Consider the following 22,190-nt stretch of genomic DNA (forward strand, 5'->3'; position numbering starts at 1 on the left):
ACGGCATCGCCCCAGTCCAGCCGCCGCGCCACCTTGAACGCCTCGCCGTCGCGCTTGGTGAAGAGCTTCTCGCCGGCGCTGCCGTCCGGTTCGCAAAGCTTCAGCAACACCTTGCCTGAGCCGGATTTCGGCGGCGCGATCACTCGTGCGGGGCGGGTGGGGGCTGGCTGCCGAGAAGCGGCGACATAGATGAATTTCTCGTCTTCCCACGGCACGTCGGCGTCCTTGGCCAGCCGGTGCAGGCGCGAGCGGGCGACGCGGCGCGAAAAATGACACCAGTCGGGCTGGGCAAGCGGGCAGGGCGCCTCATGCGGGCATGGTGCCAGGACATGTGCGCCCGTCTCGATCAACTGCTGGCGCACGGCAAGAATGCGCTGCCAGCCGGCCGGCGTGCCCGGCTCGACGATCAGCAGCGTGTCGGCGGTGAGCTGCCAGAGCCGGCCGATCAGTTTCGGCAGCGATGCCGGCGTGATCTCGTCCAGTACATAGGCACAGCTGACCAGATCGGCCGGTTTGAGGTCGGCAAGGTCGATGGTGACGTCGCCGGCGATCCATGCAGTCTTGGCGGTGATCGCGTCGACGGCGAGCGTCTCGCCAACCTTGCGCACCGCGGCACTGGCTTCCAGCAGTACCGCCGCTTCGAGATCGGGCCAGAGGTCGGTGGTGGCCCAAAGCACCGTGCCAGGGCCGGCACCGACATCGAGCAGGCTCTTCGGCGTGAAGTCGGGGCGGGCATCTGCCAGCGCGTCGAGGCTGGCACGCACGGCGGCGTAGGTCGCCGGCAGCCGCGTCGCCAGATAGGCCCTGACCGCCATCTCCTCGGCCATGTGCAACCGGCCGTCGCGCAGTTCGGCCCGGTAGCGGTCGGACAGCGTCCTTGCCGCTTGCTTCAAGACGGGCAGCGGCACCTTGTCGAGCAGGCGCTCGACGCCTTGCCGCAGCGGGGCGGGCAGTTCCACGGCTCAGGCTCCCCTCGGCGCCAGAAGAATGACCGAGGCGCCGATGATGCAGAGCGCGGCACCGCCAAGATCCCAGCGGTCGGGGCGCATCCCCTCCACCAGCCACAGCCAGCCGAGCGACGCCGCGATGTAGATGCCGCCATAAGCGGCATAGGCGCGGCCGGCGGCGTTGGTGTCGACCAGCGCCAACAGGAAGCCGAACAGCGCCAGCGAGACGAGGCCGGGCGCCAGCCACAGCGGTGATCTCTCCAGCCGCCACCACGCCCAGAACGAAAAGCAGCCGGCGATCTCGGCAAGCGCGGCAGCGATGTAGATGAGGTAGGTCATGAAAAAGATCTCGCGGTAACGAGACCTTTTTCATGCTTGGGAGGGCTATGGCAAGACCAAGGGTCGCCGGCGCGCTACTCGCCTTCCGCAACCTTGCGGCGGCGGGTGGGCTTGGCGACGGGCGCCTCCTGCCGGTGCCCCATGTCGCGCATTTCCAGTGCCTTCTCGCATTTGCCCATATAGTCGCGGGTCATCGGCAGCGTGTCGTTCCTCTTGGCGAGCTGGATCTGGAAGATCACCAGGTCCTGCCAGCGGAAAGCGGCTTCCGAGGCGGCCAGATAGAACTCCCACATGCGGCAGAAACGCTCGTCATAGATAGCCTTGGCCTTGTCGCGGTTGGCGGCGAAGCGCTGGCCCCAATGCTTCAGCGTGTCGGCATAGTGCAGCCTGAGCATCTCGACGTCGGTGACGACGAGGCCGGACTTCTCGATCGCCGGCATGACCTCGGAAAGTGCCGGGACGTAGCCGCCTGGGAAGATGTATTTGCGGACGAAGGCGCTGGTCGCCCACGGCACGCCGGAGCGGCCGATCGTGTGCAGCAGCATGACGCCGTCCGGCTTCAAAAGCGTCGCCGACTTTTCGAAGAAGGTGCGGTAGTGGTTGACGCCGACATGTTCGAACATGCCGACCGAGACGATGCGGTCGAAGCGCTCGTTGAGTTCGCGATAGTCTGTCAGGTCGAAATGGACGCGGTCCTGGAGCCCTTGCGCATGGGCGCGGTCGGTTGCGACCCCGTGCTGTTCGGTCGACAGGGTGACACCTTGCACATCGACGTCGAAGGATTTCGCCAGATAAAGGCCGAGCCCGCCCCAGCCGGAACCGATATCGAGCACCGTCTGGCCGGCCTTCAGCCTGAGCTTGGCGGCGATGTGGCGCTTCTTGGCGGCCTGCGCCTCGTCGAGCGTCATGTCGGGCTGCTCGAAATAGGCGCAGGAATATTGCATGTCCTCGTCGAGGAAGAGCCGGTAGAGGTCGCCCGAGAGATCATAGTGGCGCTGCACGTTGCGGCGCGCGCGCGAGGCGGTGTTGATCTGCTGCAGGCGGCGGAAGGCATGGCGCAGGCCCTCGATCGCCTTCGACCAGGTGGCGTCGATGCCGCCGCTGCCCATGTTCTGGAAGGCGATGCGCATCACGCCGAGCACGCCGCCCTCGAGAATGTCGAGCTCGCCGTCCATGTAGGCTTCCGGCACCGCCAGCATCGGATCGAAGGTGATGGCGCGTTCGGCATGCCTGGTCTTGATGTGCATGTGGACCGGCTCGCCGCTGCCGTCGCCGAAAACCACGGCTAAACCCTTGGGGCCGGTTACCTTGAGATTGCCGGTACCCACTAGACCGTCGAAAACGCGCTTCAACAGAATATTCATGACCAAATGTCCCCTCACGGTCAGACAGGCTGTTCGCGCATGACCCCGAAATCGACACCGATCTCGGAAAGGATCATGCGCCAAACAAAGTTTCTACAGCGTCCTTTCCCCGTCCAAAGGGCGCACGACGCTATAATCTGCAACAAGATATAGGGGCTCGAAAAGTTCCATTTGGCACAAAAAAGCCCGGACGCGAGGCCCGGGCATTGGTCCAGAAATCCTGGAAGCCGACAAAACGTACGGAGCGCCGCCTGGGCGCGCCCGTCGCGCGTGATCAGGCGTTCTCTTCGCCGCCTTCGAACTCGGCGTTCGGGTCGAAGAAGTTCTCCGGCCGCGCATTGTCGTTGATGTCTTCGCCATAAATGGCTTCGGCGGTGGTCAGCGTCTCGCCCTTGGCCTGGCGTTCGGCTTCGTCGGCCGTGCGGGCGATGTTGAGCGTGATCGTGACCTCGACTTCCGGATGCAGCGCGATCGCCACATTGGTCACACCGATGGTCTTGATCGGCTGGTTGAGCTGGATCTGGTTGCGGTTGACCGAGAAGCCCTCGGCCGTCAGCAGGTCGGCGATGTCGCGGGTCGACACCGAACCGTACAACTGGCCGGTCTCGCCGGCCGAACGCACGGCGATGAAGCTCTTGCCGTCGAGCTTCTCGGCAACCTGCGCGGCTTCCGACTTGCGCTCGAGGTTACGGGCTTCGAGCTGGGCGCGCTGGCCCTCGAACTTCTTCTTGTTGGCTTCGTTGGCGCGCAGCGCCTTGCCCTGCGGCAGCAGGAAATTGCGGGCAAAGCCGTCCTTGACCTTGACGGTATCGCCCATCTGGCCGAGGCGGGAAACGCGTTCGAGAAGAATGACTTCCATGGTTTTGTTCCTTTAAGGTTAGGCGTAGACGCCGAATTCTCTGGAACAGGTCAGGAAGCAAAAGGGGCGATTTACCGCCGGTGTCGCTGTCCTGCCTGTCGCGGCAGTTAGAGGCTTTTCACCTCAACTCGGGATTTTGGATCGAACCCTGCGGCGCCCGTCGCCGTAGGGAAAAAGCGGGCGGCTAGCCGCCCGCTGGCTAGACCATGATCCCGAAAAGTGGATACCGGTTTTCGGACAAGATCATGGTCAAACTAAAGGCCTTAGCGAACCACGTAGGGCAGCAGACCGAGGAAGCGGGCGCGCTTGATCGCCTTGGCGAGTTCGCGCTGCTTCTTCTGGCTGACGGCGGTGATGCGCGACGGCACGATCTTGCCGCGCTCGGAAATGTAGCGCTGCAAGAGGCGCACGTCCTTGTAATCGATCTTGGGCGCGTTGGCGCCGGAGAACGGGCAGGTCTTGCGGCGGCGGTGGAACGGGCGCCGGGTCGGGATCTGATTGATGTCGACCATTATTCTGCACCCCCTTCAACACCTTCGCGCGGACGGCGCGGACCACGATCGCCACCGGCGTCGCCGAACGAGCGCGGCGGACGGTCGCCACGGTCGCCGCGATCGCGGTCGCCGAACGAGCGCGGGCCACGATCGCCACGGTCACGGTCGCCGAAGCCGCCGCGTTCCGAGCGCTCTTCGCGCTTCTGCATCATGGCCGACGGGCCTTCCTCATGCGCCTCGACCTTGACGGTCAGGAAACGCAGCACGTCCTCGGACAGGCCCATCTGGCGCTCCATCTCGTTGAGCGCTGCCGGCGGGCAGTTGAGGTCCATAAGCGTGTAGTATGCCTTCCGGTTCTTGTTGACCCGGTAGGTGAGGGACTTCAGTCCCCAGTTCTCGACCCGGCCGACGGACCCGCCATTGGCGGAGATGACGCCCTTGTACTGTTCGACAAGCGCATCGACCTGCTGCTGCGAGAGGTCCTGCCGGGCAAGGAACACATGTTCGTAGAGAGCCATAGTGTATCAGTGCCTTTCTTCGTTTCTCTCCCGGACCCTCGCGGCAAAAGCCTCTGCAACTTCTCTGACCGCTGATCCCCGGTAAAAGGGGGGCGGGAAGAAAGGAGCATTTCGAGACGGTCGAGAGCGGAGACACGGGAGGCGGAAGCGCTTCTGGCTTCACACACCGCTTTTCGAGAAAAGCAACGGCCCTCCGTTCAGCCCCCAGCAAGGACCGGCAGATTGCGGGCGTCTATACAGCAATTCCCGGGGAAGGCAAGGCCGGGCAGTGTCTCAGTCTGAAATCCAAATCAGATAGTCGGCCAGAGAGCATTACCAGGTGCATCCCGGCCACTTGATAAGCACGCTGTGCCCGTAGGCAGCCTCCCTATCGTCATATGATTTAACGACCGACCATACTGGATTGCCGTTGTCGTCGGTCTCGCTGTTCACCATGACCGAAACGATATGGTCCGGGTACCTGGCGCCCTCGACTGCCGTCAGCCTGTCGCGAACGCGCGCCTTTTCCTCGTCGGTCAGGTGTCGTTTCATGAAAGAAGCCTCCACCTCTTTCGGCTAAGCATACAGGAGTTCGGCCCGCCATGCGACAGGTCGATGCCGATTGACGGTAGGGCAAATCTCAAAACTGAGACACTACCGCCGTCCTTGGCGTCGCAGGGTCGAAGAACACCAGGCTCAACTGGTGTGGGCGACCGCGTTGTCGACCGTCTCGGGGAAGAAGTCGGGTGCTGCCCGGCGCTTGCCGAACATCATGTCGTATTGCAGCAGGCGGAAATCGTTGATCGCCGGGTCGATCTTCTTCTGCCGCGCCCAGTCGGGCGTCGCCTCGCCGGCCGGCGTCAAGAGCAGGTTGCGGTCGACGACGCGGTAGCGTTCGCGCAGTGCGCCGAGGAAGCCGGTGTAATAGGGGTGCGTGATGCCCGCCGTGGTCAGGATGTGGTAGGGCAGGAAGGCCGGGCTGACCGCGCCCATGTCCTCGGCCGGGCCGGTGCGGTTCGACCAGATGATCAGCGGCGTCTGGTGATGCTCCAGCATCTGGTCGGCCGGTTCCTTGCGCGGTGCGACATTGTCCTTCATGAAGCCGGTCTCGACATAGACCGGTCCGAGCGGCGGCAGATGGTCGCCGAAGAAGGCGATCACCGTCGGCCGCTCGCGTTTCCTCGCCCATTCGATCAGGCGCTCGAGGCCGCGGTCCGCATCGGCGGAGCCTTCGGCGAAGCTGAGCAGCGATTCCCGCGCCCATGTGCTGATCGGCGCCTGCACCTTGTGGGTCGGATTGTAATAACGATACGGCTCGTAGGGACCGTGGTTCTGCAGGCTGACGGCGAAGAGGAAGACCGGGTCTTCGCTGGCGTCGGCTTCGCGTATGATCTCGTCGGTCATCGCCGCGTCGGAGGCCAGCGGCCCGCGCTTCTGCATCGGCGGCAGCGTCTCCTCCGAGCGGAAGTCGGTGAAGCCGAAATCGGCATAGACCGCGCCGCGGTTCCAGAACCAGTTGGTGCCGGGGTGAATGGCGCGCGCCCTGTAGCCTTCACTCTTCAGGAAGGTGGCCAGCGAGGGCGTCGGCGAGCGCACATATTGCTGGTAGGGGATGGAGCCGGCCGGCAGGAAGGCGTTGGAAAAGCCGGTCAGCGCCTCGAACTCGATGTTTGCGGTCATGCCGCCGAATTCGGGCGAGAACATGTAGCCCGAGCGCAGCGCCCGCACATTGGGGATCGGATCCGGCGTGATGGTGACACCGGGCAGCTTGGTCGAATCCCAGAAGGATTCGCTCATCACGATGATGATGTCGGGCTTGTCGGCCGGCACCGATGTCGTCACCCCGGGCCTGTCGATCGCCGCGATCGCCTTGTCGGAATAGCCCGCCGGCGCCGAGACTTGCGCCATCGGCACGTTGAGCGCGAAGGCCAGCGCGAAACCGTTGGAGGCGTAGTTTTCCTTCTGGTCCCACATGATCGGGATGATCTGCAGCCGGTCGCGGGTCCACGAGAAGGTGGCGTAGTCCATGATCGAGACGAAGAAGGCAAGCAGCGGCACGGTCAGCGTCAGCCTGGCAAGGCGCCCCTTGCGGCTGAGGACCGGCACCCGGCGCCGCCACTGCCGCCAGCCATAGACGAGCAACGACAGGCCGCCGATGATGCCGATCGCAATGGCGAGAGCAGTCATCGGCCGCTCGCGCACCAAAAGTGGCATCAGCGACATGATCTGGCGTGAATACAGAAAATCGGTCGGATAGAGCGGGTCGCCGAGATAGTGCGACTTCTGGTGGCCGACAAAGGCCAGCGCCAGCGTCAGCGGCGCCACGATCATCAGGCTCTGGTGGCTGCGGCCGAGCACGGCGTCAAGGCCGACCAGCACCAGCGCGAACACGATGATGGTGGTCCAGCCCGGTTTGAAGGGTTGCAGGAAGAAGCCGACCGTGCCGTAAAAGTCGCCGCGCACGATCCATTCGATGGCAAAAACCAGTATCGCGGAGGCGAGCAGGCTGATCAGGCCATAGCGGACGACGGGCCACTTCCGCCCCGGCAGATAGCCGGTGGACGGATCGCCTTCCAGAAACTGCGGCGCGGGTTTGATCACGCCCTTCCTGATCCTTGCCACTTCACTTCCCCCGGCCACGCAACGCGTCTTTCCCACTCGCGTCACTGATCTGTCATAGAACTGTCATGCAAAAGCTAGCGGCTGTGGCGAAAATAAGAAGAGCCAGCAAACGATTCGTGAGCGGTTTTCATCAGGTGTGATCGCCAAAAAGGCTTTCGGAACAGGGACTCGGTCGGTTTTCCCGGCCGCAACGAAGGCTGAAACGCTGCCCGCGGGCTTGACTTGGCCGTCCGCCTTGCGTCACAGGCAGGGAAAACCAGCCTCTGGAGAAGCCCAAATGGCCGTCGCATTCACCTTTCCGGGACAGGGCAGCCAGGCTGTCGGCATGGGCAAGGACCTGGCGGATGCCTTTCCCGAGGCGCGCAAGGTCTTCGAGCAGGTCGACGACGCGCTCGGCGAAAAACTGTCGAAACTGATCTGGGAGGGTCCGGAAGAGACGCTGACGCTGACCGCCAACGCCCAGCCGGCGCTGATGGCGGTGTCGCTGGCCGCGATCCGGGCGCTGGAGGCGAGGGGCTTTTCGCTGAAGGACAAGGTGTCTTACGTCGCCGGACATTCGCTGGGCGAATATTCCGCCCTTGCCGCCGCCGGCTTCGTTTCGGTCGCCGATGCGGCGCGGCTGCTTCGCGTGCGCGGCAACGCCATGCAGGCGGCGGTGCCGGCCGGCGAGGGCGCCATGGCGGCCATCATCGGGCTGGAACAGGCAGATGTCGAAGCCGCCTGCACTGAAGCCGCTCAAGGCTCGGTTTGCCAGGTCGCCAACGACAATGGCGGCGGCCAGCTGGTCATTTCAGGCGCCAGGGCCGCGGTCGAGCTGGCGGCGAAACTCTGCACCGAAAAGGGCGCCAAGCGGGCGCTGATGCTGCAGGTCTCGGCGCCCTTCCATTCCGCGCTGATGGCGCCGGCGGCCGAAATCATGCGCGAGGCGCTGGCCAGCGTGGCGAAGAACGCGCCGGTGGTACCGGTCGTTTCCAACGTCACAGTCACGCCGACCAGCGACCCCGACGAGATCGCGCGCCGCCTGGTCGAACAGGTGACCGGCCGCGTGCGCTGGCGTGAAACGGTGGAATGGTTCGGTGCCAACGGCGTTGCGACGCTCTACGAAGTCGGCGCCGGCAAGGTGCTGTCGGGACTGGCGCGACGCATCAACCGCGATGTCGCCACCGCCGCCGTCGGCACGGCGGCCGACGTCGAGGCGGCGCTAGCGACGCTTGCATAATCCACTGGCGATTTGACCCCACCCATGTGAAGGGTGTCCTCTGAGATTCAGGAGACAAAAATGTTCGAACTGACCGGCCGCAAGGCGCTCGTCACCGGCGCAACCGGAGGCATCGGCGAGGCGATCGCCCGCGTGCTGCATGCGCAGGGCGCCATCGTCGGCCTGCACGGCACGCGCGTCGAAAAGCTGGAGGCGCTGGCCGCTGAGCTCGGTGACCGGGTCAAACTGTTTCCGGCCAACCTGTCCGACCGCGACGAGGTCAAGGCGCTCGGCCAGAAGGCCGAGGCCGATCTCGAAGGTGTCGACATCCTCGTCAACAATGCCGGCATCACCAAGGACGGCCTGTTCGTGCGCATGTCGGATGCCGACTGGGATGCGGTGCTGGAGGTCAACCTCACCGCTGCCTTCCGGCTGACGCGCGAACTCACCCATCCGATGATGCGCCGCCGGCATGGCCGCATCGTCAACATCACCTCGGTGGTCGGGGTCACAGGCAATCCGGGCCAGGCCAACTACTGCGCTTCCAAGGCCGGCATGATCGGCTTTTCCAAGTCGCTGGCGCAGGAGATCGCCACCCGCAACATCACCGTCAACTGCGTCGCTCCGGGCTTCATCGAATCGGCCATGACCGACAAGCTCAACGACAAGCAGAAGGAGACGATCATGGCGGCGATCCCGACCCGGCGCATGGGCACCAGCGCCGAGGTCGCCTCTGCGGTCGCCTATCTCGCCTCCAATGAAGCGGCCTATGTGACCGGCCAAACCATTCATGTGAATGGCGGCATGGCCATGATCTGACGGACCAAGGTCCGGCGGGTTGTGAAAAGGCCCATTTCGGCTTGGACCTCGGCCATTTTTCGTGTAATGCGGCCCGCAACCCGGCGGTTCGGGCAAAAACCGGTCCTGTTTGTTGTGTTTCGGCAGGACCATCTTTCAGCTTGATTAGCGGCATTCCGCCCGCTAACGAAGACAGACAACCAAAAGACGAGGATGCCCCAAATGAGTGACACCGCAGAGCGCGTCAAGAAGATCGTCATCGAGCATCTTGGCGTCGACGCCGACAAGGTGACGGAGCAGGCCAGCTTCATCGACGATCTGGGCGCTGACAGCCTCGACACGGTCGAACTCGTCATGGCCTTCGAAGAAGAATTCGGCGTCGAGATCCCGGACGATGCGGCCGAGACCATCCTGACCGTCGGCGATGCCGTGAAGTACATCGACAAGGCCTCGGCCTGAGGCTTTTCGCAGGCATTACCGGGGAGGACCTGCGATGAGGCGTGTCGTCGTCACGGGCCTTGGCTTGGTTTCGCCGTTCGGCATGGGCTTCGAGCATAGCTGGAAGGAACTGCTGACCGGCCGCAGCGCCGCCAAGCGCGTCACCGAGTTCGAAGTGGAGGATCTTGCCTGCAAGATCGCCCACGTCATTCCGCGCGGTGACGGCTCCAACGGCACGCTCAATCCCGAAGCCGTGCTCGAGCCGAAGGAACTTCGCAAGATCGGCGACTTCATCCTGTACGGGATCGCGGCCGCCGACGAAGCGCTGAAGGATTCCGGCTGGGAGCCCCAGACCGAGCAGGCGCGCTGCGCCACGGGCGTCATGATCGGCTCCGGCATCGGCGGCCTCGAGGGCATCGCCGAGAACGCGCTGATCCTGCACGAGCGCGGGCCGCGCCGCATCAGCCCGTTCTTCATTCCGGGAAACATCATCAACCTTGTGTCAGGCCAGGTGTCGATCCGGCACGGGCTGAAAGGCCCCAACCACGCCGTCGTCACCGCTTGCTCGACCGGCGCGCATGCCATCGGCGATGCTGCCCGGCTGATCATCTTCGGCGATGCCGATGTGATGCTGGCCGGCGGCGCCGAGGCGCCGGTGACCCGGCTTTCGCTTGCCGGCTTCGCCGCCTGCCGGGCGCTGTCGACCGAGCGCAACGAGACGCCGGAAAAAGCCTCCCGTCCCTATGACCGCGACCGCGACGGCTTCGTCATGGGCGAGGGCGCCGGCGTTGTCGTTCTCGAAGAGCTCGAACACGCCAAGGCGCGCGGCGCGAAAATCTACGCCGAGGTCACCGGCTACGGCCTGACCGGCGACGCCTACCACATCACCGCGCCCGCCGAAGATGGCGACGGCGCCTTCCGCTGCATGACGGCGGCGCTGAACCGGGCCAAGCTGTCGCCCGCCGACGTCGACTACATCAACGCGCACGGCACCTCGACGATGGCCGACACGATCGAGCTCGGCGCGGTCGAGCGGCTGGTCGGCAACGCGGCGTCGAAGATCTCGATGTCGTCGACCAAGTCGTCGATCGGCCATCTGCTGGGTGCAGCGGGTGCGGCTGAGGCGATCTTTTCGATCCTCGCCATCCGCGACAACATCGCGCCGGCCACCATCAATCTCGACAACCCGGAACGCGAGACGGCGATCGACCTGGTGCCGAACACGCCGCGTTCCAGACAGATCGACGTGGCGCTGTCCAATTCCTTCGGTTTTGGCGGCACCAACGCCTCGCTCGTCTTCCAAAGCTACAATGGCTGAACGGCCGGCCGGCAGGCGTCCCCGCACCCTGTCGTCATTTTTGCCATATTCGCCCCTACTCTGCCCCAGGGGATTCGTCGAAATGACAGATGGTAGGGCGCTATGAACACAAATTCGGGCGGCGGAGAATTCGGACAGCAGCAGGCCGCATCCAGTCCGATCGTGCCGAAGACGGCCGCCGAGGCCTTGCGGCCCGAGGCCGGCACGCCGCCTCCGAAGCGCTCGCGCGCCTCGCGCAGCCAGGTCGTCGTGTTCATGAACTTCGTCATCTCGATGGTGATGCTGATGGTTCTGGCCGCTGGCGCCGCGCTCTATTTCGGCAAGCAGGCGTTCAACGAGCCCGGTCCGTCGGCCGCCGGCGACACCTTCCTGGTCAAGCCGAACACGCCCGTCCAGGACATTGCTGACCAGCTCGAGCGGCGCGAGCTGATCAGCGACGCCCGCATCTTCCGCCTCGGCGTGCGCGCCTATGGCAATGATTCGGTGCTCAAGCCCGGCGAGTACGAGATCAAGCCCCGGGCTTCGATGCGCGACATCATGGAGCTTTTGAAGAGCGGCAAGTCGGTGCTGTATTCGCTGACCATCCCGGAGGGGTTGACGGTCGAGCAGGCGCTGCAGCGCATCGCCGACCAGGATGCGCTGACCGGCGACATGCCCGCGACCGAGCCGTCCGAGGGCAGTCTTGCTACGGACACGTTGCGCTTTACGCGCGGCTACTCGCGCCAACAGATTGTCGACAAGCTGCTGGCTGACCAGAAGAAGCTGGTCGAGGAGGTCTGGCAGCGGCGCGCGCCTGATCTGCCTTTGGCCAATATCGAGGACTTCGTCACGCTGGCCTCGATCATCGAAAAGGAGACGGGCAAGGGCGACGAGCGCTCGCGCGTGGCCGCCGTCTTCCTCAACCGGCTGGCCAAGGGCATGCGTCTGCAGTCCGATCCGACGATCATCTACGGCCTGTTCGGCGGCAAGGGCAAACCCGCCGACCGCCCGATCTACCAGTCGGACATCGACAAGCAGACGCCCTACAACACCTATCTGATCAACGGCCTGCCGCCGACCCCGATCGCCAATCCGGGCCGTGCAGCCCTCGAGGCGGTTGCCAATCCGTCGAAGACCGACGACCTCTATTTCGTCGCCGACGGCACCGGCGGCCACGTCTTTGCCTCGACGCTGGAAGAGCACAACCAGAACGTCGCCCGCTACAGGGCACTGCAGAAGAAGCAGGCCGACGACGCCGCCAAGGCCGGAGCCGGCAAGGTGGAAGGCCAGACCGATGCCCCCGCCGATGCTGGCGATAGCGGCGACGCCGGTGGCGATGCGGGGGCCGCCCAGTAGCGCCGGGTGGTTTTGAAATCGTCCCTTGCGGGTTTAACGCAAGCGATGCGCTGATATTTGAAGAAAACGTGCGGCGCCGGCTTGAAGGCATTGGACGTTTCGGCATTTTGTAGCCGCGCGTGGTTTGATCGGGAAGGAGTTCCGGGATCACGCGCCAAGGGGCGTACGGGCATCATGAATTTGCAGAGCATGACCGGTTTTGCGCGCGCGGTCGCCGAACACCAGGGCACCTCGATCGCCTGGGAGGTCAAGTCGGTCAACGGCAAGAGCGTCGAGGTCAGGCTGCGGCTGCCGCAAGGCTTCGAGCGGCTGGAACCGGCCGTCAGGCAGACGATGCAGAAGCGATTTTCGCGCGGCAACTTCCAGGCGACGCTGACCGTCGGCCGGGCCGCCGGTGCGCAAACCCAGCCGGTGGTCAACGAAGACTTCCTGAAGGATCTGGCGGGACTGGCCAAGCGGCTGCAGGAGCGGTTCGGCGTGGCCCCTGCGACGGCCGATGGGCTGCTAGCGCTGCGTGGCGTGCTGGATTTCCCGGAAGCCATAGAGACCGAGGAGGCGCGGACCGCGCTCGATGCGGCGATCCTGTCGGCGCTGGACGTGGCGCTCGCCGGGCTGGAGCAGGCGCGCCAGAGCGAGGGCGATGCACTTCGTTCGCTGCTCGGCGGCCACATCGATGCCATCGAGGCGCTGACGCTGAGGGCCGAGGCAGATCCGTCGCGCGAACCGGCGGCGATCCGCGAGCGTATTGCCGAGCAGGTCCGCCTGCTGATGGATGCCTCCGCCAATCTCGACGCCAGCCGGCTGCATCAGGAAGCTGCCTTCCTCGCCACCAAGGCCGACATACGCGAGGAGATCGACCGGCTGAAGACACATGTCGCGTCGGGACGGGTGCTGCTCGCCAATGGCGGCGCCATCGGCCGCAAGCTCGATTTTCTGGCGCAGGAATTCAACCGCGAATCGAATACGCTGTGTTCCAAGTCGAATGCCGCCGCGGTGACCGCCATCGGGCTCGAACTGAAGGCGGTCGTCGATCAGTTTCGCGAACAGGTCCAGAATCTGGAGTAGCCCGAATGGTCGCCAGGGATTTGGGTTCCCGTATCCGCCGCCGCGGGCTGATGCTGGTGCTGTCGTCGCCGTCCGGCGCCGGCAAGTCGACGATCGCGCGCAATCTTCTGGAAAGCGATTCAAGCCTCGAACTTTCGGTCTCGGTCACCACCAGGCCGCGCCGTGGCAGCGAGATCGAGGGCGTCCACTATCACTTCCGCACCATGCGCGAGTTCGAACGGCTGCGCGATTCCGATGCGCTGCTCGAATGGGCGGAGGTGCACGGCAATTGCTACGCGACGCCGCGCGAGCCGGCCGAGCTGGCGCTGGCGCAAGGCCGTGACATGCTGTTCGACATCGATTGGCAGGGCGCCCAGCAGCTCAAGGAGAAGATGCGCGCCGACATCGTCTCGATCTTCATCCTGCCGCCGTCGATGAAGGAGTTGAAGGCACGGCTGAAGCGCCGCGCCGAGGACCAGGAATCGGTCATCGAGACCCGGCTGAAGAACGCCCGCAACGAGATCGAGCACTGGAAGGAATATGATTTCGTCATCGTCAACGACGATCTCGACCGCGCCTTCGCCGAAGTGCGCGGCATCGTCATCGCCGAACGGCTGAGGCGCGACCGCCGGCCAGGCCTGTTCGACTTCGTCTCGGGGTTGCTGGACGAGAAGACGGAGTGAGGCGGTGGAGCGTCAATCTCCCCCACGAGGGGGGAGATCGGCAGCTTCTCAAACCGCGTTCGTCAGCCGCACGAATTCCTCGACGCTGAGCGTCTCGGCGCGCCGCGTCGGGTCGATGCCCGCGCGCATCAGCAGCGCTTCGCCGCCGAGGCTTTTCACGCTCTGCCTCAGCATCTTGCGCCGCTGGCCGAAGGCGGCCTCGGTGAAGCGGCCGAGCTTCTTCACGTCAGTGGGCAAGGGGCTGGTGCGCGGCACCAGATGCACCACCGAGGACGTGACCTTGGGTGGCGGCGTGAACGCCTGTGGCGGCACGTCGAAGGCGATCCTTGCTTCGGTGCGCCAGCCGGCCAGCACGCCGAGCCGGCCATAGGCGTCGCTGCCGGGGCTGGCGACAATGCGCTCCGCCACCTCGCGCTGGAACATCAGCGTCATCGAAGCATAGAAGGGCGGCCATGCGGTCACCGTCAGCCAGCGGATCAACAGTTCGGTGCCGATATTGTAGGGCAGGTTGGCGACGATCTTCACCGGACCGCCTTCCGAGGCACCCTCGGCAAGAGCGGAAAAATCCGTCTTCAGCGCATCGCCGGCGATGATCTCGAGCCGTCCGGGATAGTGGTTCGAGACCTCCGCCAGCGCCTCGAGGCAGCGCTCGTCGCGCTCGATGGCGACGACCCGCCTGGCGCCGCTGAAAAGCAGCGCCCGCGTCAGCCCGCCTGGGCCGGGGCCGACCTCGATCACCGTGGTCTCGGTAAGGTCGCCGGCGGCGCGCGCGATCTTGCCTGTCAGGTTGAGGTCGAGCAGGAAATTCTGGCCGAGCGCCTTCTTCGCCTGCAACCCATGGCGCTCGATCACCTCGCGCAGCGGCGGCAGCCCGTCGATGCTCATGCAGACATGCTCATGCGGCCGCTGCTTCCGCCCCGCTGTCGGCAAGCCGGCGGGCAAGCCGCAGCGCCGCGATCAGGCTGTCGGCGCGCGCAATGCCCTGGCCGGCGATGTCGAAGGCCGTGCCGTGGTCGGGCGAGGTGCGGATGAAGGGCAGGCCGAGCGTGACGTTGACCGCCTCGTCGAAGGCCAGCGCCTTGGCCGGGATCAGCGCCTGGTCGTGATACATGCACAGCGCCACGTCATAGCCGGCGCGGGCATGGGCATGGAACAGCGTATCGGCCGGCAGCGGCCCGAAGGCGTCGATGCCTTCCGCCCTCAACTGGTCGACCGCCGGACGGATGATGCGCAGGTCCTCCAGTCCCATCGAGCCGCCTTCGCCGGCATGCGGGTTGAGGCCGGCTATCGCCAGCCTCGGCCTGGCGATGCCGAAGCGGCTTTCGAGGTCGGCGGCGGTGATGCGGGCCGTGGCGACGATCAGCTCCGTCGTCAGCGCCTTCGGCACTTCCGAGAGCGGGATATGGATGGTGACCGGAACGGTGCGCAGTTCGGGACCGGCAATCAGCATCACCGGCGTCACCTCGGCGCCGGTGTGGAGCGTGGCCAGATGCGCCAGATATTCGGTGTGGCCGGGAAAGCGGAAGCCGGCATCGTAGAGCGGCTTCTTGGCGATCGGACAGGTGACGACCGCCGCGGCGTGGCCGCCGAGGCAGTCGGCCACGGCGCGGTCGATGGCCTCGATGGTGCCGGCGGCGTTGGCCTTGTCGGGCCTGCCGGGCCTGTCGATCTGCGCGGCGTCGAGCGGCACAACCGGCAGGACGCGGTGAAAGATCCGCGCTGCTTGTTCCGGTATGGTTTCCGCGATCGCCACGCTGGCGCCGATCTGGCGCGCCCGCGCAGCAATCAGCGCCGGATCGGCAAGGAGATAAAAGGGCGGCACGCCGGCGCTGTCGCCAGCCTGCCATGCGGCGATGGCGATTTCCGGGCCGACACCGGACGGATCGCCGACGCTCAAGGCCAGCGGGGCATCTGTCCGGCGCATGTCTATGCTGCTTCGCCGGCCGACCCGTCCAGACCGAGAGAGGGCAGGGCCCTGTCTTTTTGTCCGACCACGGCCTAGCGCTCGACGATGCGGGCTTTCTTCCGCAGCTCCTCGACGTATTTGTTGCTGAGATCGTCGGCGTTCTTGTCGTTGTTGCCTTCGCTCTGGAACACCATCTGCGCGGCCTTGTCGTCTGACACCTCGCGCGACGAGCAGATGCCGATGAACTCGACGCCACGCTCCGTCTCGCGCGTGGCGGTGGCGCCGCCGACCTTGGTGGCCTTGATCTGGTCGGCCCATTCCGCCGGCAATTGCGGCGCCAGCACCCGGCCGAGGTCGCGAACGGTGACGTCGATCAGGCCCTTGGCGAATTCGCGCGTGGTGTTGCAGCCGTTGAAGCGGGCGCGCATGGCATCGGCCTCGCGCTTGCGCTTGCCAAGCGTTGCGCCGCGTTCCGACGCCGGCACCACGAAGATGACCTGCTGCAGCATGTATTCCATGGCGGTCGGCTTGGAGCCGCCCTTGTCGAGCATGCGCCTGACCGCGTCCTGTTCGGTCACGGAGCCGCCGTCACCCGAGCGGTAACGGGCGCTGAGTGCCTGGTTCCAGGCCATCTGGGCGCGGATGAACTCCTTGAAATGCTCCTTGCTGACACCCGACTGCGCCATGACGCCGTCGAGCTGCTTGAGCTGCATCTTGTTGTTCGTGGCGAAGCGCTGGTAGGCGGCGTCGACCTGCTCGTCGGTGACCTTGATGCCGAGGCGCTTGACTTCGGCCATGCGCAGCGTCTGGTCGATCATTTCCTGGGCGGCATCGCCCTTCTTGCGCTGCAGGCGCAGGAACGCGGCCCGGTGCGCGATGTCGCCGGAGGTGATCGGCACGTTGTTGACGACGTACTTGATCTCGCTGGCGAAAGCCGGCGGCGTCATGACCGTGATCGAGATCGAGGTTGCCGCGATCAGCAGCGCGAATCCTGCCGAAAACAGATATTTCCTCATCGAAAGCATCCCAAATATTCCATCCCGCTCCCTACAGCGCCGCGCGTTCCTCGGACGCGCAAAGGACGCTGTAGCATCTTAATTCTGCGCATGATCCTTTCCGAAAATCGATCTCGATTTTCGGGGTCATGCACTGTGATCGAAACCCGTGCCCGCTCTATACGGCGAAACGATGTCGCAACCCAAAACCCGTCTGCTACCGGCCCGTCTGCTACTGGCCCGTCTGCTTACTGGCCCGTCTGCTTACTGGATTGAGTCGATCGAGGTCTGTGTCGAGCCAAAATCGCCGAGCGTGCGGAACGACAGGTTGAAGCCGACATTCTGCGACACTTCCCTGGTGACAGTGTCGCGCGATTCGGAGAACGTCATCAAATAGGTGAAACAGGAATCGTTATAGGCAAAACCGACGCCGTCATTGACCAGAACGCTTTGCTCCAAGTCGTAGGTGCCAGTGCCGAAGACGCGCCAGTTCTCGGCAAGATGCGTCGAGGCGCCGAGCGTGACCTCGTGGCGATCGGTGGTGAAGCCGTATAGGGGCTGCGCCTGGATGAAGGCATATTTGGCGCTGAGCGAAACCGGCAGGCCGGAATAGGCGGCCTTCACCTCGGCGCGCCGGACGTCGAAGCTCTGTTCGTCGAAGCGGCCGCTGAGCGAGCCGGAGAAGCCGCTCGGGCTGTTGAAGCCGATCAGGCCGACATAGTCGGAGGTCGGCTTGTCCAGTCCGGAATAGGCACCGACATTGACCAGGTCGGGAGCTGTGAAGGAGTTCTCGCCCGCCATTTGATAGGACTGGCCGAAGATCGCGTTGGTGCTCCAGCCATTCTCGTAGGCACCGGAATAGCGGAAACCGACATTGGCGCGCGTGCCGCCTTCCACGCGGTCATAGCCGGAGAACTTGTCGCGCTCGAACAGCGTCGAGGCGTCGAAGACGAAGCTCTGGGCGTCCTCGTTGGGCACCGCGAGACCGCCGACATATTGCTCGTTCGGGCGCACGAACACCTGCGCCATCGGCTCGACGACATGGCTGGAACTCGGCATCGAGAATAGCACCGGCCAGCGCATTTCGAGCCCGGCGGTCGCCATGTAGCGCGACAGCGAGGTGCGCATGTTGTCGTCGACGCCGAGATTCGTCGCCATCTCGTTGATGGCGGCGAGCGAGTTCGAGGTCGCGTTGACATAGCCGGCGTCACCGCGCAGCGCCAGCAGCGGCGTCAGCTGCAGGCCGCCATCGGTGGTGAAGGTGCGCTTCCATTCGGCTTCGGCGGTGAGGCGGCTCGACTGGCCTTCGATGCCGGGCACCCGCTCGACGGGCGTGCTGTCGTCATAGGCAGTTTCGAAGGCTTCATCCAGCCGGTCGCGGCTGATGACCCGGGCATTGACGTTGAGCGACAATTGCCCGCCGGCGACAGACATGTCGGGGATATAGGCATAGTCGAGCGACGGCAGCACCCATGGCTGCTGGGCGGCGCGCGCGGACGGATCGCTGGACAGCGTGTTCTCCTGGACCTCGATGCGCATGGCGCGCACATCGAAGTAATTGCGGCCGTCGAGGCCGGTCAGGTAGATCATCGACTGGTGCGTGACGTCGCTATAACCGTCGATGGCATAGGTGCGCGAAAAATTCTTGTCGCTCTGCAGCAGCACATCCCAGCCGAAATTCCAGCGTGGATTGATGGCGAACTGGCCCTTGGTGCCCATCATGCCGCGGAACTTGTTCGGATCGCCGGCAGCACCTGAATCGACATTGTAGCCGCTGCTGTTGATGAACTCTTCCGGGTTCTCCTGCCGGATGCCGGCCATCTTCAGCGTGTACTGGCCATTGTTGAAGCGCTGGCGCCACTCGGCCTCGCCGAGGAAGCCTTGCTTGGTGTAGCCGGTCCCGGCGACGGTGAGGTCGTAAGTCGGCGACAGTGCGAAATAATAGGGGACTTTGACGCCGAAGCCGAGGTCGGTGTTGTAGTTGATGCCGGGGATCAGGAAGCCGCTCTTGCGCTTGACCGTCGGGTCGGCGATCTCGAACGCCGGCAGATAGGCAAGCGGAAAGCCGAAGAACTCGAAATTCGCGTTCTCGAAGCGAACCGTCTTCTTCTCGCCGTTCCAGATGATCTTGCGCGCCTTGACGCGCCAGGTCGGCGCCTTGTCCGGCTTGTCCTCGCAGGGTTCGCAGGCCGTGTAGACGCCATTGTGGAAGGTCGTCAGCACGCCGCCCATGCGTTCCGCGCTTTCGGCGGCGAAATAGGCCTTTTCCGGGGTTTCGACACGCAACGCGTTGACGAAGCCGTCGGCGAAATCGTCGGTGATGTCGATATGCTCGGAATTGATCTTGGTGCCGTCGCTGTTGATGATCTCGACGGCGCCGCTGGCGACCATGCGCTTGGTGTTGCGGTTGTACACGACGCGCTGGGCGACGAGCTTGTTGCCGCCATAGTCGATCTGCACGGCGCCGACGGCGGTCACAGTCTGATCGTCGTTGTTGTAGACAAGCGTATCGGCGGCAAGCAGCATCTGCGAGCCGGAAGGAACGTTCGTCGCCACGTCCGTGACGTCCTGCGCCAGCGCAGGGGCCAGCGGGAACGCACAGGCGAACAGGCATGCCAAGGCGCTCGCCCCATAAAGGCGTGCCAAACCGGCCTGCCTATGGCTGCGCAAAACCGCCTCCCTCACTAGCCGTCTTCCTTGTACAGCAGGAACGTCACCCCGAAGAACATAGCCACGACAACCGGAACCCATGCAGCCACGGCTGTGGGCACGAATCCCGCTACGCCGAATGCCTTGACCAATACCGAAACGACATAAAGCAGAAAGCCCGCGAGGACGCCACCCAGAATCATCGTCGCCGACTGCCCCATCCTTGCAAATCGCATTGATACTGTTGCCGCAATCAGCGTCATGGCGACGAGAAGGAACGGCAACGCCACCAGCGAATCAAACTGCATGGCGAAGGCATTTGCCTTGAGGCCGAAGGAACGGGCAACCTCGATCTTGCCCGGCAGGTCGTAGAAGGGGATCGTTTCCGGGCGGGCCAGCCGTTCCTGCACGAATTCCGGCTTAAGGTTGGTGTCCACCCGGTCGGTTGCTTCCGAGCGGATGGTGCCGTTCTTGAACACCTTGACGTCCTGCAGTTCCCAATAGCCGTCGCGCAGGAAGGCACGCGCCGCGTCCTTGCGCTCGACGATGTTGCCTTGCGGATCGAGCACGAAGAAGACGGTATCCGCCATCTCCAGGCCCTGGTTGAGGATGGCGCGGGCGCCGATGATGGTGTCGCCGGAACCGGTCTTCTGCCGGATCCACGGCGCCGAGTCGGCCGAAACGGTGTTGGATTTGCCGGCGCGCAGCTGGCTTTCCATCTGCTCGGACCAGGAGAAGGCATGTGCCGCCACCGGGTTGAGCACGCCGACCGACAGCATGCCGACCATCAGTGCCCCGATGCAGCACGGCAACAGGAACTGCCAGGCCGAGACGCCGGCCGAGCGGGCAATGACCAGCTCGTATTTGCGGTTGAGCGACACCAGTGTCGCCATCGCCGAGAACAGGCCGACGAACGGCACCGTCTGCAGCATGATCATCGGCATCCTGAGCGCCGAAATGGCGAATGCCGCGCCATAGGTGAAGCCCGGCAGGCCGGTGGTGCGGCCGGACAGCTCAGTGAAGTCGATCAGGAACACCAGCGCCAAAAGGCCGAGGAAGAACCACACCGTGATCGACACGTAGCGGAAGAAGAAATAGCGGCCCAGAGTCCAGCCCATTAGCGTGTCCAGCCCATCAGCGTGTCCGGCCCATTAGCCGGCTCCCTGGCCGGAGGCGCCGCGCTTGGCGAAGCGCAGCTTGAGGGCCGTCCAGTTTTCGCTGGCGCGGCTGGCGACGTTGGTCATCCAGTCCGCCCAGGCGACCGGCAGTTCCATGGTCCTGGAGGAGAGGATGAACCAGCCGGCGATCGCCGAGGCCACGATCGGCACGCCGAAGACCATATAGGCGTATTGCGGAACCTTGTCGGCCTTGCCGGCGGCGAAGAAACCAAGCCAGCGCACGAACAGCGCAATGACGATTGCGGTGATCAGCGGGTGGATGCGCGCCTCGCGATGCGAACGCGCGTCGCCCGCCACCGCCAGCGCGATCAGCGCGAACACCAGCGAGTAGGACCATTCGGAAAAGCGCTGCTCGAGTTCGGCCGAGTAGCCGCCCGGATTGCGCTGGAACATCTTGTCGTTCGGGCTCGGGTTGAGCAGGTACTGGGTCGTTCGGTCCTTCGGCAGAAGCGTGATTTCGTTGGCGGCCGACATGAAGGCCGAGAGGTCGAACGCGTAGGAGGTGAAGCGGATGACCGAGAGGTCGCCGGTCAGCGTCTTGCGATGGATGACGCCGTCATTCATCATCAGCACCTTCTCGTCGCCCTTTTCGACAATGCTGCCGCTCTTGGCGTAATAGATCAGGTTGGCGCCTTCCTCGCGCGAATCGGCGACGAAGATGCCGCCCAGCCTGTTGTCGGGCAGCCGTTCGCCGACCTGCAGGAACAGGCCGTCGTCGATCTTGCGGAACGTGCCTTCCTGGATGATCAGCGACACCAGGTCGGCGCGCGAAGCCGCCACCAGCTGCCGGTTCTTCTGCCTGGCATAGGGGTCGACGCCGTTGTCGACGACGAAGGAAAAGACGCTTGCCGCCAGCGCCAGCAGCAGGATCGGCCGCGCGATGGTCCAGCGCGAGGCACCGGCGGCATTGATCACCGCCAGTTCCGAATCGGTGTTCATGACGCTGAGCGTCTGGGCGACCGCCACCACCAGCGCGAACGGCACGACGATCGGGATGATCGACGGGATGATCAGCGCGGCGACCTCGAAGAAGGTCAGCGCCGACTGGCCGCTGTCGGTGACGAGGTCGATCTTGGCCAGCACCTGCGTCGTCCACACGATCGCCAGCGTCCAGGTCAGCGCAGCCAGGAAGACCGCCGATGTCCGACGCATGATGTAGCGTTCAACGACCTTCATGAAGGCTTTTCTCGATTTTGCCGAACGGCATCATGCCCGCGGACAAGGTAGTCATCCGGCGACGCCTGCACAACTGGCTCCATTGGCGGCTCGATCCGGTTTTTCGTCCCACATCACTCGCCCCGGCGGGCGGAGTGTCGGCGCCAATGGATAAAAAATGCAAAACATTGATGGTTAACAATAGGTTGCGACAAGGGAGCGGGGTCATGCCGCGACGAATCCGATAATGGTCGAGGCGCGCATATAGGCTGCGATTTCGGCCAAAGTCTTGCCAAATGCCGTAAAACGACCAAATGTCGCGCACTCTTGAAAGCCGGTGTCCGGCCCCCAGCATCCCTGAAAGCAGCACC

At 64.4% G+C, this 22,190-nt stretch carries 22 protein-coding genes; 7 read left to right on the forward strand and 15 right to left on the reverse strand.

The genetic code is table 11. The features are described from left to right. The 8 genes from ACSQ3Z_RS35885 to ACSQ3Z_RS35920 form a co-directional block, all read right to left on the reverse strand. A partial coding sequence (locus ACSQ3Z_RS35885) for a small ribosomal subunit Rsm22 family protein (protein ID WP_436175794.1) occupies window positions 1-959 on the reverse strand: 959 nt, incomplete at its 3' end. A 3-nt stretch (window positions 960-962) separates the two neighbouring features. Further along, window positions 963-1,286, reverse strand: a complete 324-nt coding sequence (locus ACSQ3Z_RS35890; protein ID WP_436175795.1) for a YnfA family protein — start codon at window positions 1,284-1,286, stop codon at window positions 963-965. A gap of 74 nt (window positions 1,287-1,360) precedes the next feature. Beyond that, the gene (locus ACSQ3Z_RS35895; RefSeq protein WP_436175796.1) at window positions 1,361-2,650 is read right to left on the reverse strand and encodes a class I SAM-dependent methyltransferase; all 1,290 of its coding nucleotides are present in this window, start codon (window positions 2,648-2,650) and stop codon (window positions 1,361-1,363) included. Window positions 2,651-2,924: 274 nt separating this feature from the next. Then, a complete protein-coding gene (gene rplI / locus ACSQ3Z_RS35900) occupies window positions 2,925-3,509 on the reverse strand; it encodes a 50S ribosomal protein L9 (protein WP_404280720.1) in 585 nt (194 codons plus the stop codon). Between the two features lie 263 nt (window positions 3,510-3,772). Then, window positions 3,773-4,021 (reverse strand): 30S ribosomal protein S18, encoded by a 249-nt coding sequence (rpsR, locus tag ACSQ3Z_RS35905; RefSeq protein WP_006203718.1) that lies wholly within the window; start codon window positions 4,019-4,021, stop codon window positions 3,773-3,775. Beyond that, the gene (gene rpsF / locus ACSQ3Z_RS35910) at window positions 4,021-4,521 is read right to left on the reverse strand and encodes a 30S ribosomal protein S6 (protein WP_023672722.1); all 501 of its coding nucleotides are present in this window, start codon (window positions 4,519-4,521) and stop codon (window positions 4,021-4,023) included. The genes rpsR and rpsF overlap by 1 nt, the downstream gene beginning before the upstream one ends. Before the next feature lie 312 nt (window positions 4,522-4,833). Further along, on the reverse strand, window positions 4,834-5,052 hold the full coding sequence (locus ACSQ3Z_RS35915; RefSeq protein WP_436175797.1) for a hypothetical protein: 219 nt from the start codon (window positions 5,050-5,052) through the stop codon (window positions 4,834-4,836). Window positions 5,053-5,196: 144 nt separating this feature from the next. Continuing rightward, a complete protein-coding gene (locus tag ACSQ3Z_RS35920; RefSeq protein ID WP_436175798.1) occupies window positions 5,197-7,122 on the reverse strand; it encodes an LTA synthase family protein in 1,926 nt (641 codons plus the stop codon). A gap of 277 nt (window positions 7,123-7,399) precedes the next feature. Here ACSQ3Z_RS35920 and fabD point away from each other — a divergent pair, with 277 nt between their 5' ends. From fabD to gmk, 7 genes are all read left to right on the forward strand, one after another. Then, window positions 7,400-8,341 carry an ACP S-malonyltransferase gene (gene fabD / locus ACSQ3Z_RS35925; RefSeq protein ID WP_436175799.1) on the forward strand — a complete coding sequence of 314 codons (942 nt, stop codon included), beginning with the start codon at window positions 7,400-7,402 and terminating at the stop codon, window positions 8,339-8,341. A gap of 60 nt (window positions 8,342-8,401) precedes the next feature. Then, a complete protein-coding gene (gene fabG, locus ACSQ3Z_RS35930) occupies window positions 8,402-9,139 on the forward strand; it encodes a 3-oxoacyl-[acyl-carrier-protein] reductase (RefSeq protein ID WP_436175800.1) in 738 nt (245 codons plus the stop codon). Between the two features lie 201 nt (window positions 9,140-9,340). Beyond that, window positions 9,341-9,577: an acyl carrier protein gene (locus ACSQ3Z_RS35935; RefSeq protein WP_006203723.1), complete on the forward strand. Its 237-nt coding sequence runs from the start codon at window positions 9,341-9,343 to the stop codon at window positions 9,575-9,577. A gap of 34 nt (window positions 9,578-9,611) precedes the next feature. After that, on the forward strand, window positions 9,612-10,874 hold the full coding sequence (gene fabF, locus ACSQ3Z_RS35940; protein ID WP_436175801.1) for a beta-ketoacyl-ACP synthase II: 1,263 nt from the start codon (window positions 9,612-9,614) through the stop codon (window positions 10,872-10,874). 102 nt (window positions 10,875-10,976) lie between these two features. Continuing rightward, complete coding sequence (gene mltG, locus ACSQ3Z_RS35945; RefSeq protein WP_436175802.1) at window positions 10,977-12,209, forward strand: endolytic transglycosylase MltG; 1,233 nt, start codon at window positions 10,977-10,979, stop codon at window positions 12,207-12,209. Window positions 12,210-12,383: 174 nt separating this feature from the next. Further along, on the forward strand, window positions 12,384-13,274 hold the full coding sequence (locus tag ACSQ3Z_RS35950; protein WP_436175803.1) for a YicC/YloC family endoribonuclease: 891 nt from the start codon (window positions 12,384-12,386) through the stop codon (window positions 13,272-13,274). A 5-nt stretch (window positions 13,275-13,279) separates the two neighbouring features. Then, on the forward strand, window positions 13,280-13,936 hold the full coding sequence (gene gmk, locus ACSQ3Z_RS35955) for a guanylate kinase (protein WP_436175804.1): 657 nt from the start codon (window positions 13,280-13,282) through the stop codon (window positions 13,934-13,936). 48 nt (window positions 13,937-13,984) lie between these two features. On the opposite strand, the gene rsmA is transcribed toward gmk, so the two are convergent. From rsmA to ACSQ3Z_RS35990, 7 genes are all read right to left on the reverse strand, one after another. Then, window positions 13,985-14,821 carry a 16S rRNA (adenine(1518)-N(6)/adenine(1519)-N(6))-dimethyltransferase RsmA gene (rsmA, locus tag ACSQ3Z_RS35960; protein WP_436175805.1) on the reverse strand — a complete coding sequence of 279 codons (837 nt, stop codon included), beginning with the start codon at window positions 14,819-14,821 and terminating at the stop codon, window positions 13,985-13,987. A 10-nt stretch (window positions 14,822-14,831) separates the two neighbouring features. Further along, window positions 14,832-15,860, reverse strand: coding sequence for a 4-hydroxythreonine-4-phosphate dehydrogenase PdxA (pdxA, locus tag ACSQ3Z_RS35965; protein ID WP_436175806.1), 1,029 nt, complete (start codon window positions 15,858-15,860; stop codon window positions 14,832-14,834). A 74-nt stretch (window positions 15,861-15,934) separates the two neighbouring features. Further along, the gene (locus ACSQ3Z_RS35970; protein ID WP_436175807.1) at window positions 15,935-16,867 is read right to left on the reverse strand and encodes a SurA N-terminal domain-containing protein; all 933 of its coding nucleotides are present in this window, start codon (window positions 16,865-16,867) and stop codon (window positions 15,935-15,937) included. A 234-nt stretch (window positions 16,868-17,101) separates the two neighbouring features. Beyond that, window positions 17,102-19,522 carry an LPS-assembly protein LptD gene (locus ACSQ3Z_RS35975; RefSeq protein WP_436175808.1) on the reverse strand — a complete coding sequence of 807 codons (2,421 nt, stop codon included), beginning with the start codon at window positions 19,520-19,522 and terminating at the stop codon, window positions 17,102-17,104. Beyond that, the gene (gene lptG, locus ACSQ3Z_RS35980; protein WP_436175809.1) at window positions 19,522-20,604 is read right to left on the reverse strand and encodes an LPS export ABC transporter permease LptG; all 1,083 of its coding nucleotides are present in this window, start codon (window positions 20,602-20,604) and stop codon (window positions 19,522-19,524) included. The genes ACSQ3Z_RS35975 and lptG overlap by 1 nt, the downstream gene beginning before the upstream one ends. 33 nt (window positions 20,605-20,637) lie before the next feature. Beyond that, window positions 20,638-21,840 (reverse strand): LPS export ABC transporter permease LptF, encoded by a 1,203-nt coding sequence (gene lptF, locus ACSQ3Z_RS35985; RefSeq protein WP_436175810.1) that lies wholly within the window; start codon window positions 21,838-21,840, stop codon window positions 20,638-20,640. Then, window positions 21,827-22,144 carry a hypothetical protein gene (locus ACSQ3Z_RS35990; RefSeq protein ID WP_436175811.1) on the reverse strand — a complete coding sequence of 106 codons (318 nt, stop codon included), beginning with the start codon at window positions 22,142-22,144 and terminating at the stop codon, window positions 21,827-21,829. Before ACSQ3Z_RS35990 ends, lptF begins: the two co-directional genes overlap by 14 nt. Between the last annotated feature and the right edge of the window lie 46 nt (window positions 22,145-22,190).

The sequence above is a fragment of the Mesorhizobium sp. LjNodule214 genome (assembly GCF_964252735.1).
Lineage (GTDB): Bacteria > Pseudomonadota > Alphaproteobacteria > Rhizobiales > Rhizobiaceae > Mesorhizobium.

Coding starts and splice junctions, on each gene's coding strand:
- ACSQ3Z_RS35895 (WP_436175796.1), bottom strand. CDS start 2,650: ATGAATATTCTGTTGAAGCGCGTTTTCGACGGTCTAGTGGGTACCGGC.
- ACSQ3Z_RS35970 (WP_436175807.1), bottom strand. CDS start 16,867: ATGCTTTCGATGAGGAAATATCTGTTTTCGGCAGGATTCGCGCTGCTG.
- mltG (WP_436175802.1), top strand. CDS start 10,977: ATGAACACAAATTCGGGCGGCGGAGAATTCGGACAGCAGCAGGCCGCA.
- rpsF (WP_023672722.1), bottom strand. CDS start 4,521: ATGGCTCTCTACGAACATGTGTTCCTTGCCCGGCAGGACCTCTCGCAG.
- rpsR (WP_006203718.1), bottom strand. CDS start 4,021: ATGGTCGACATCAATCAGATCCCGACCCGGCGCCCGTTCCACCGCCGC.
- ACSQ3Z_RS35935 (WP_006203723.1), top strand. CDS start 9,341: ATGAGTGACACCGCAGAGCGCGTCAAGAAGATCGTCATCGAGCATCTT.
- ACSQ3Z_RS35950 (WP_436175803.1), top strand. CDS start 12,384: ATGAATTTGCAGAGCATGACCGGTTTTGCGCGCGCGGTCGCCGAACAC.
- pdxA (WP_436175806.1), bottom strand. CDS start 15,860: ATGCGCCGGACAGATGCCCCGCTGGCCTTGAGCGTCGGCGATCCGTCC.
- lptG (WP_436175809.1), bottom strand. CDS start 20,604: ATGGGCTGGACTCTGGGCCGCTATTTCTTCTTCCGCTACGTGTCGATC.
- ACSQ3Z_RS35915 (WP_436175797.1), bottom strand. CDS start 5,052: ATGAAACGACACCTGACCGACGAGGAAAAGGCGCGCGTTCGCGACAGG.
- rplI (WP_404280720.1), bottom strand. CDS start 3,509: ATGGAAGTCATTCTTCTCGAACGCGTTTCCCGCCTCGGCCAGATGGGC.
- lptF (WP_436175810.1), bottom strand. CDS start 21,840: ATGAAGGTCGTTGAACGCTACATCATGCGTCGGACATCGGCGGTCTTC.
- rsmA (WP_436175805.1), bottom strand. CDS start 14,821: ATGAGCATCGACGGGCTGCCGCCGCTGCGCGAGGTGATCGAGCGCCAT.
- ACSQ3Z_RS35890 (WP_436175795.1), bottom strand. CDS start 1,286: ATGACCTACCTCATCTACATCGCTGCCGCGCTTGCCGAGATCGCCGGC.
- fabF (WP_436175801.1), top strand. CDS start 9,612: ATGAGGCGTGTCGTCGTCACGGGCCTTGGCTTGGTTTCGCCGTTCGGC.
- fabG (WP_436175800.1), top strand. CDS start 8,402: ATGTTCGAACTGACCGGCCGCAAGGCGCTCGTCACCGGCGCAACCGGA.
- fabD (WP_436175799.1), top strand. CDS start 7,400: ATGGCCGTCGCATTCACCTTTCCGGGACAGGGCAGCCAGGCTGTCGGC.
- gmk (WP_436175804.1), top strand. CDS start 13,280: ATGGTCGCCAGGGATTTGGGTTCCCGTATCCGCCGCCGCGGGCTGATG.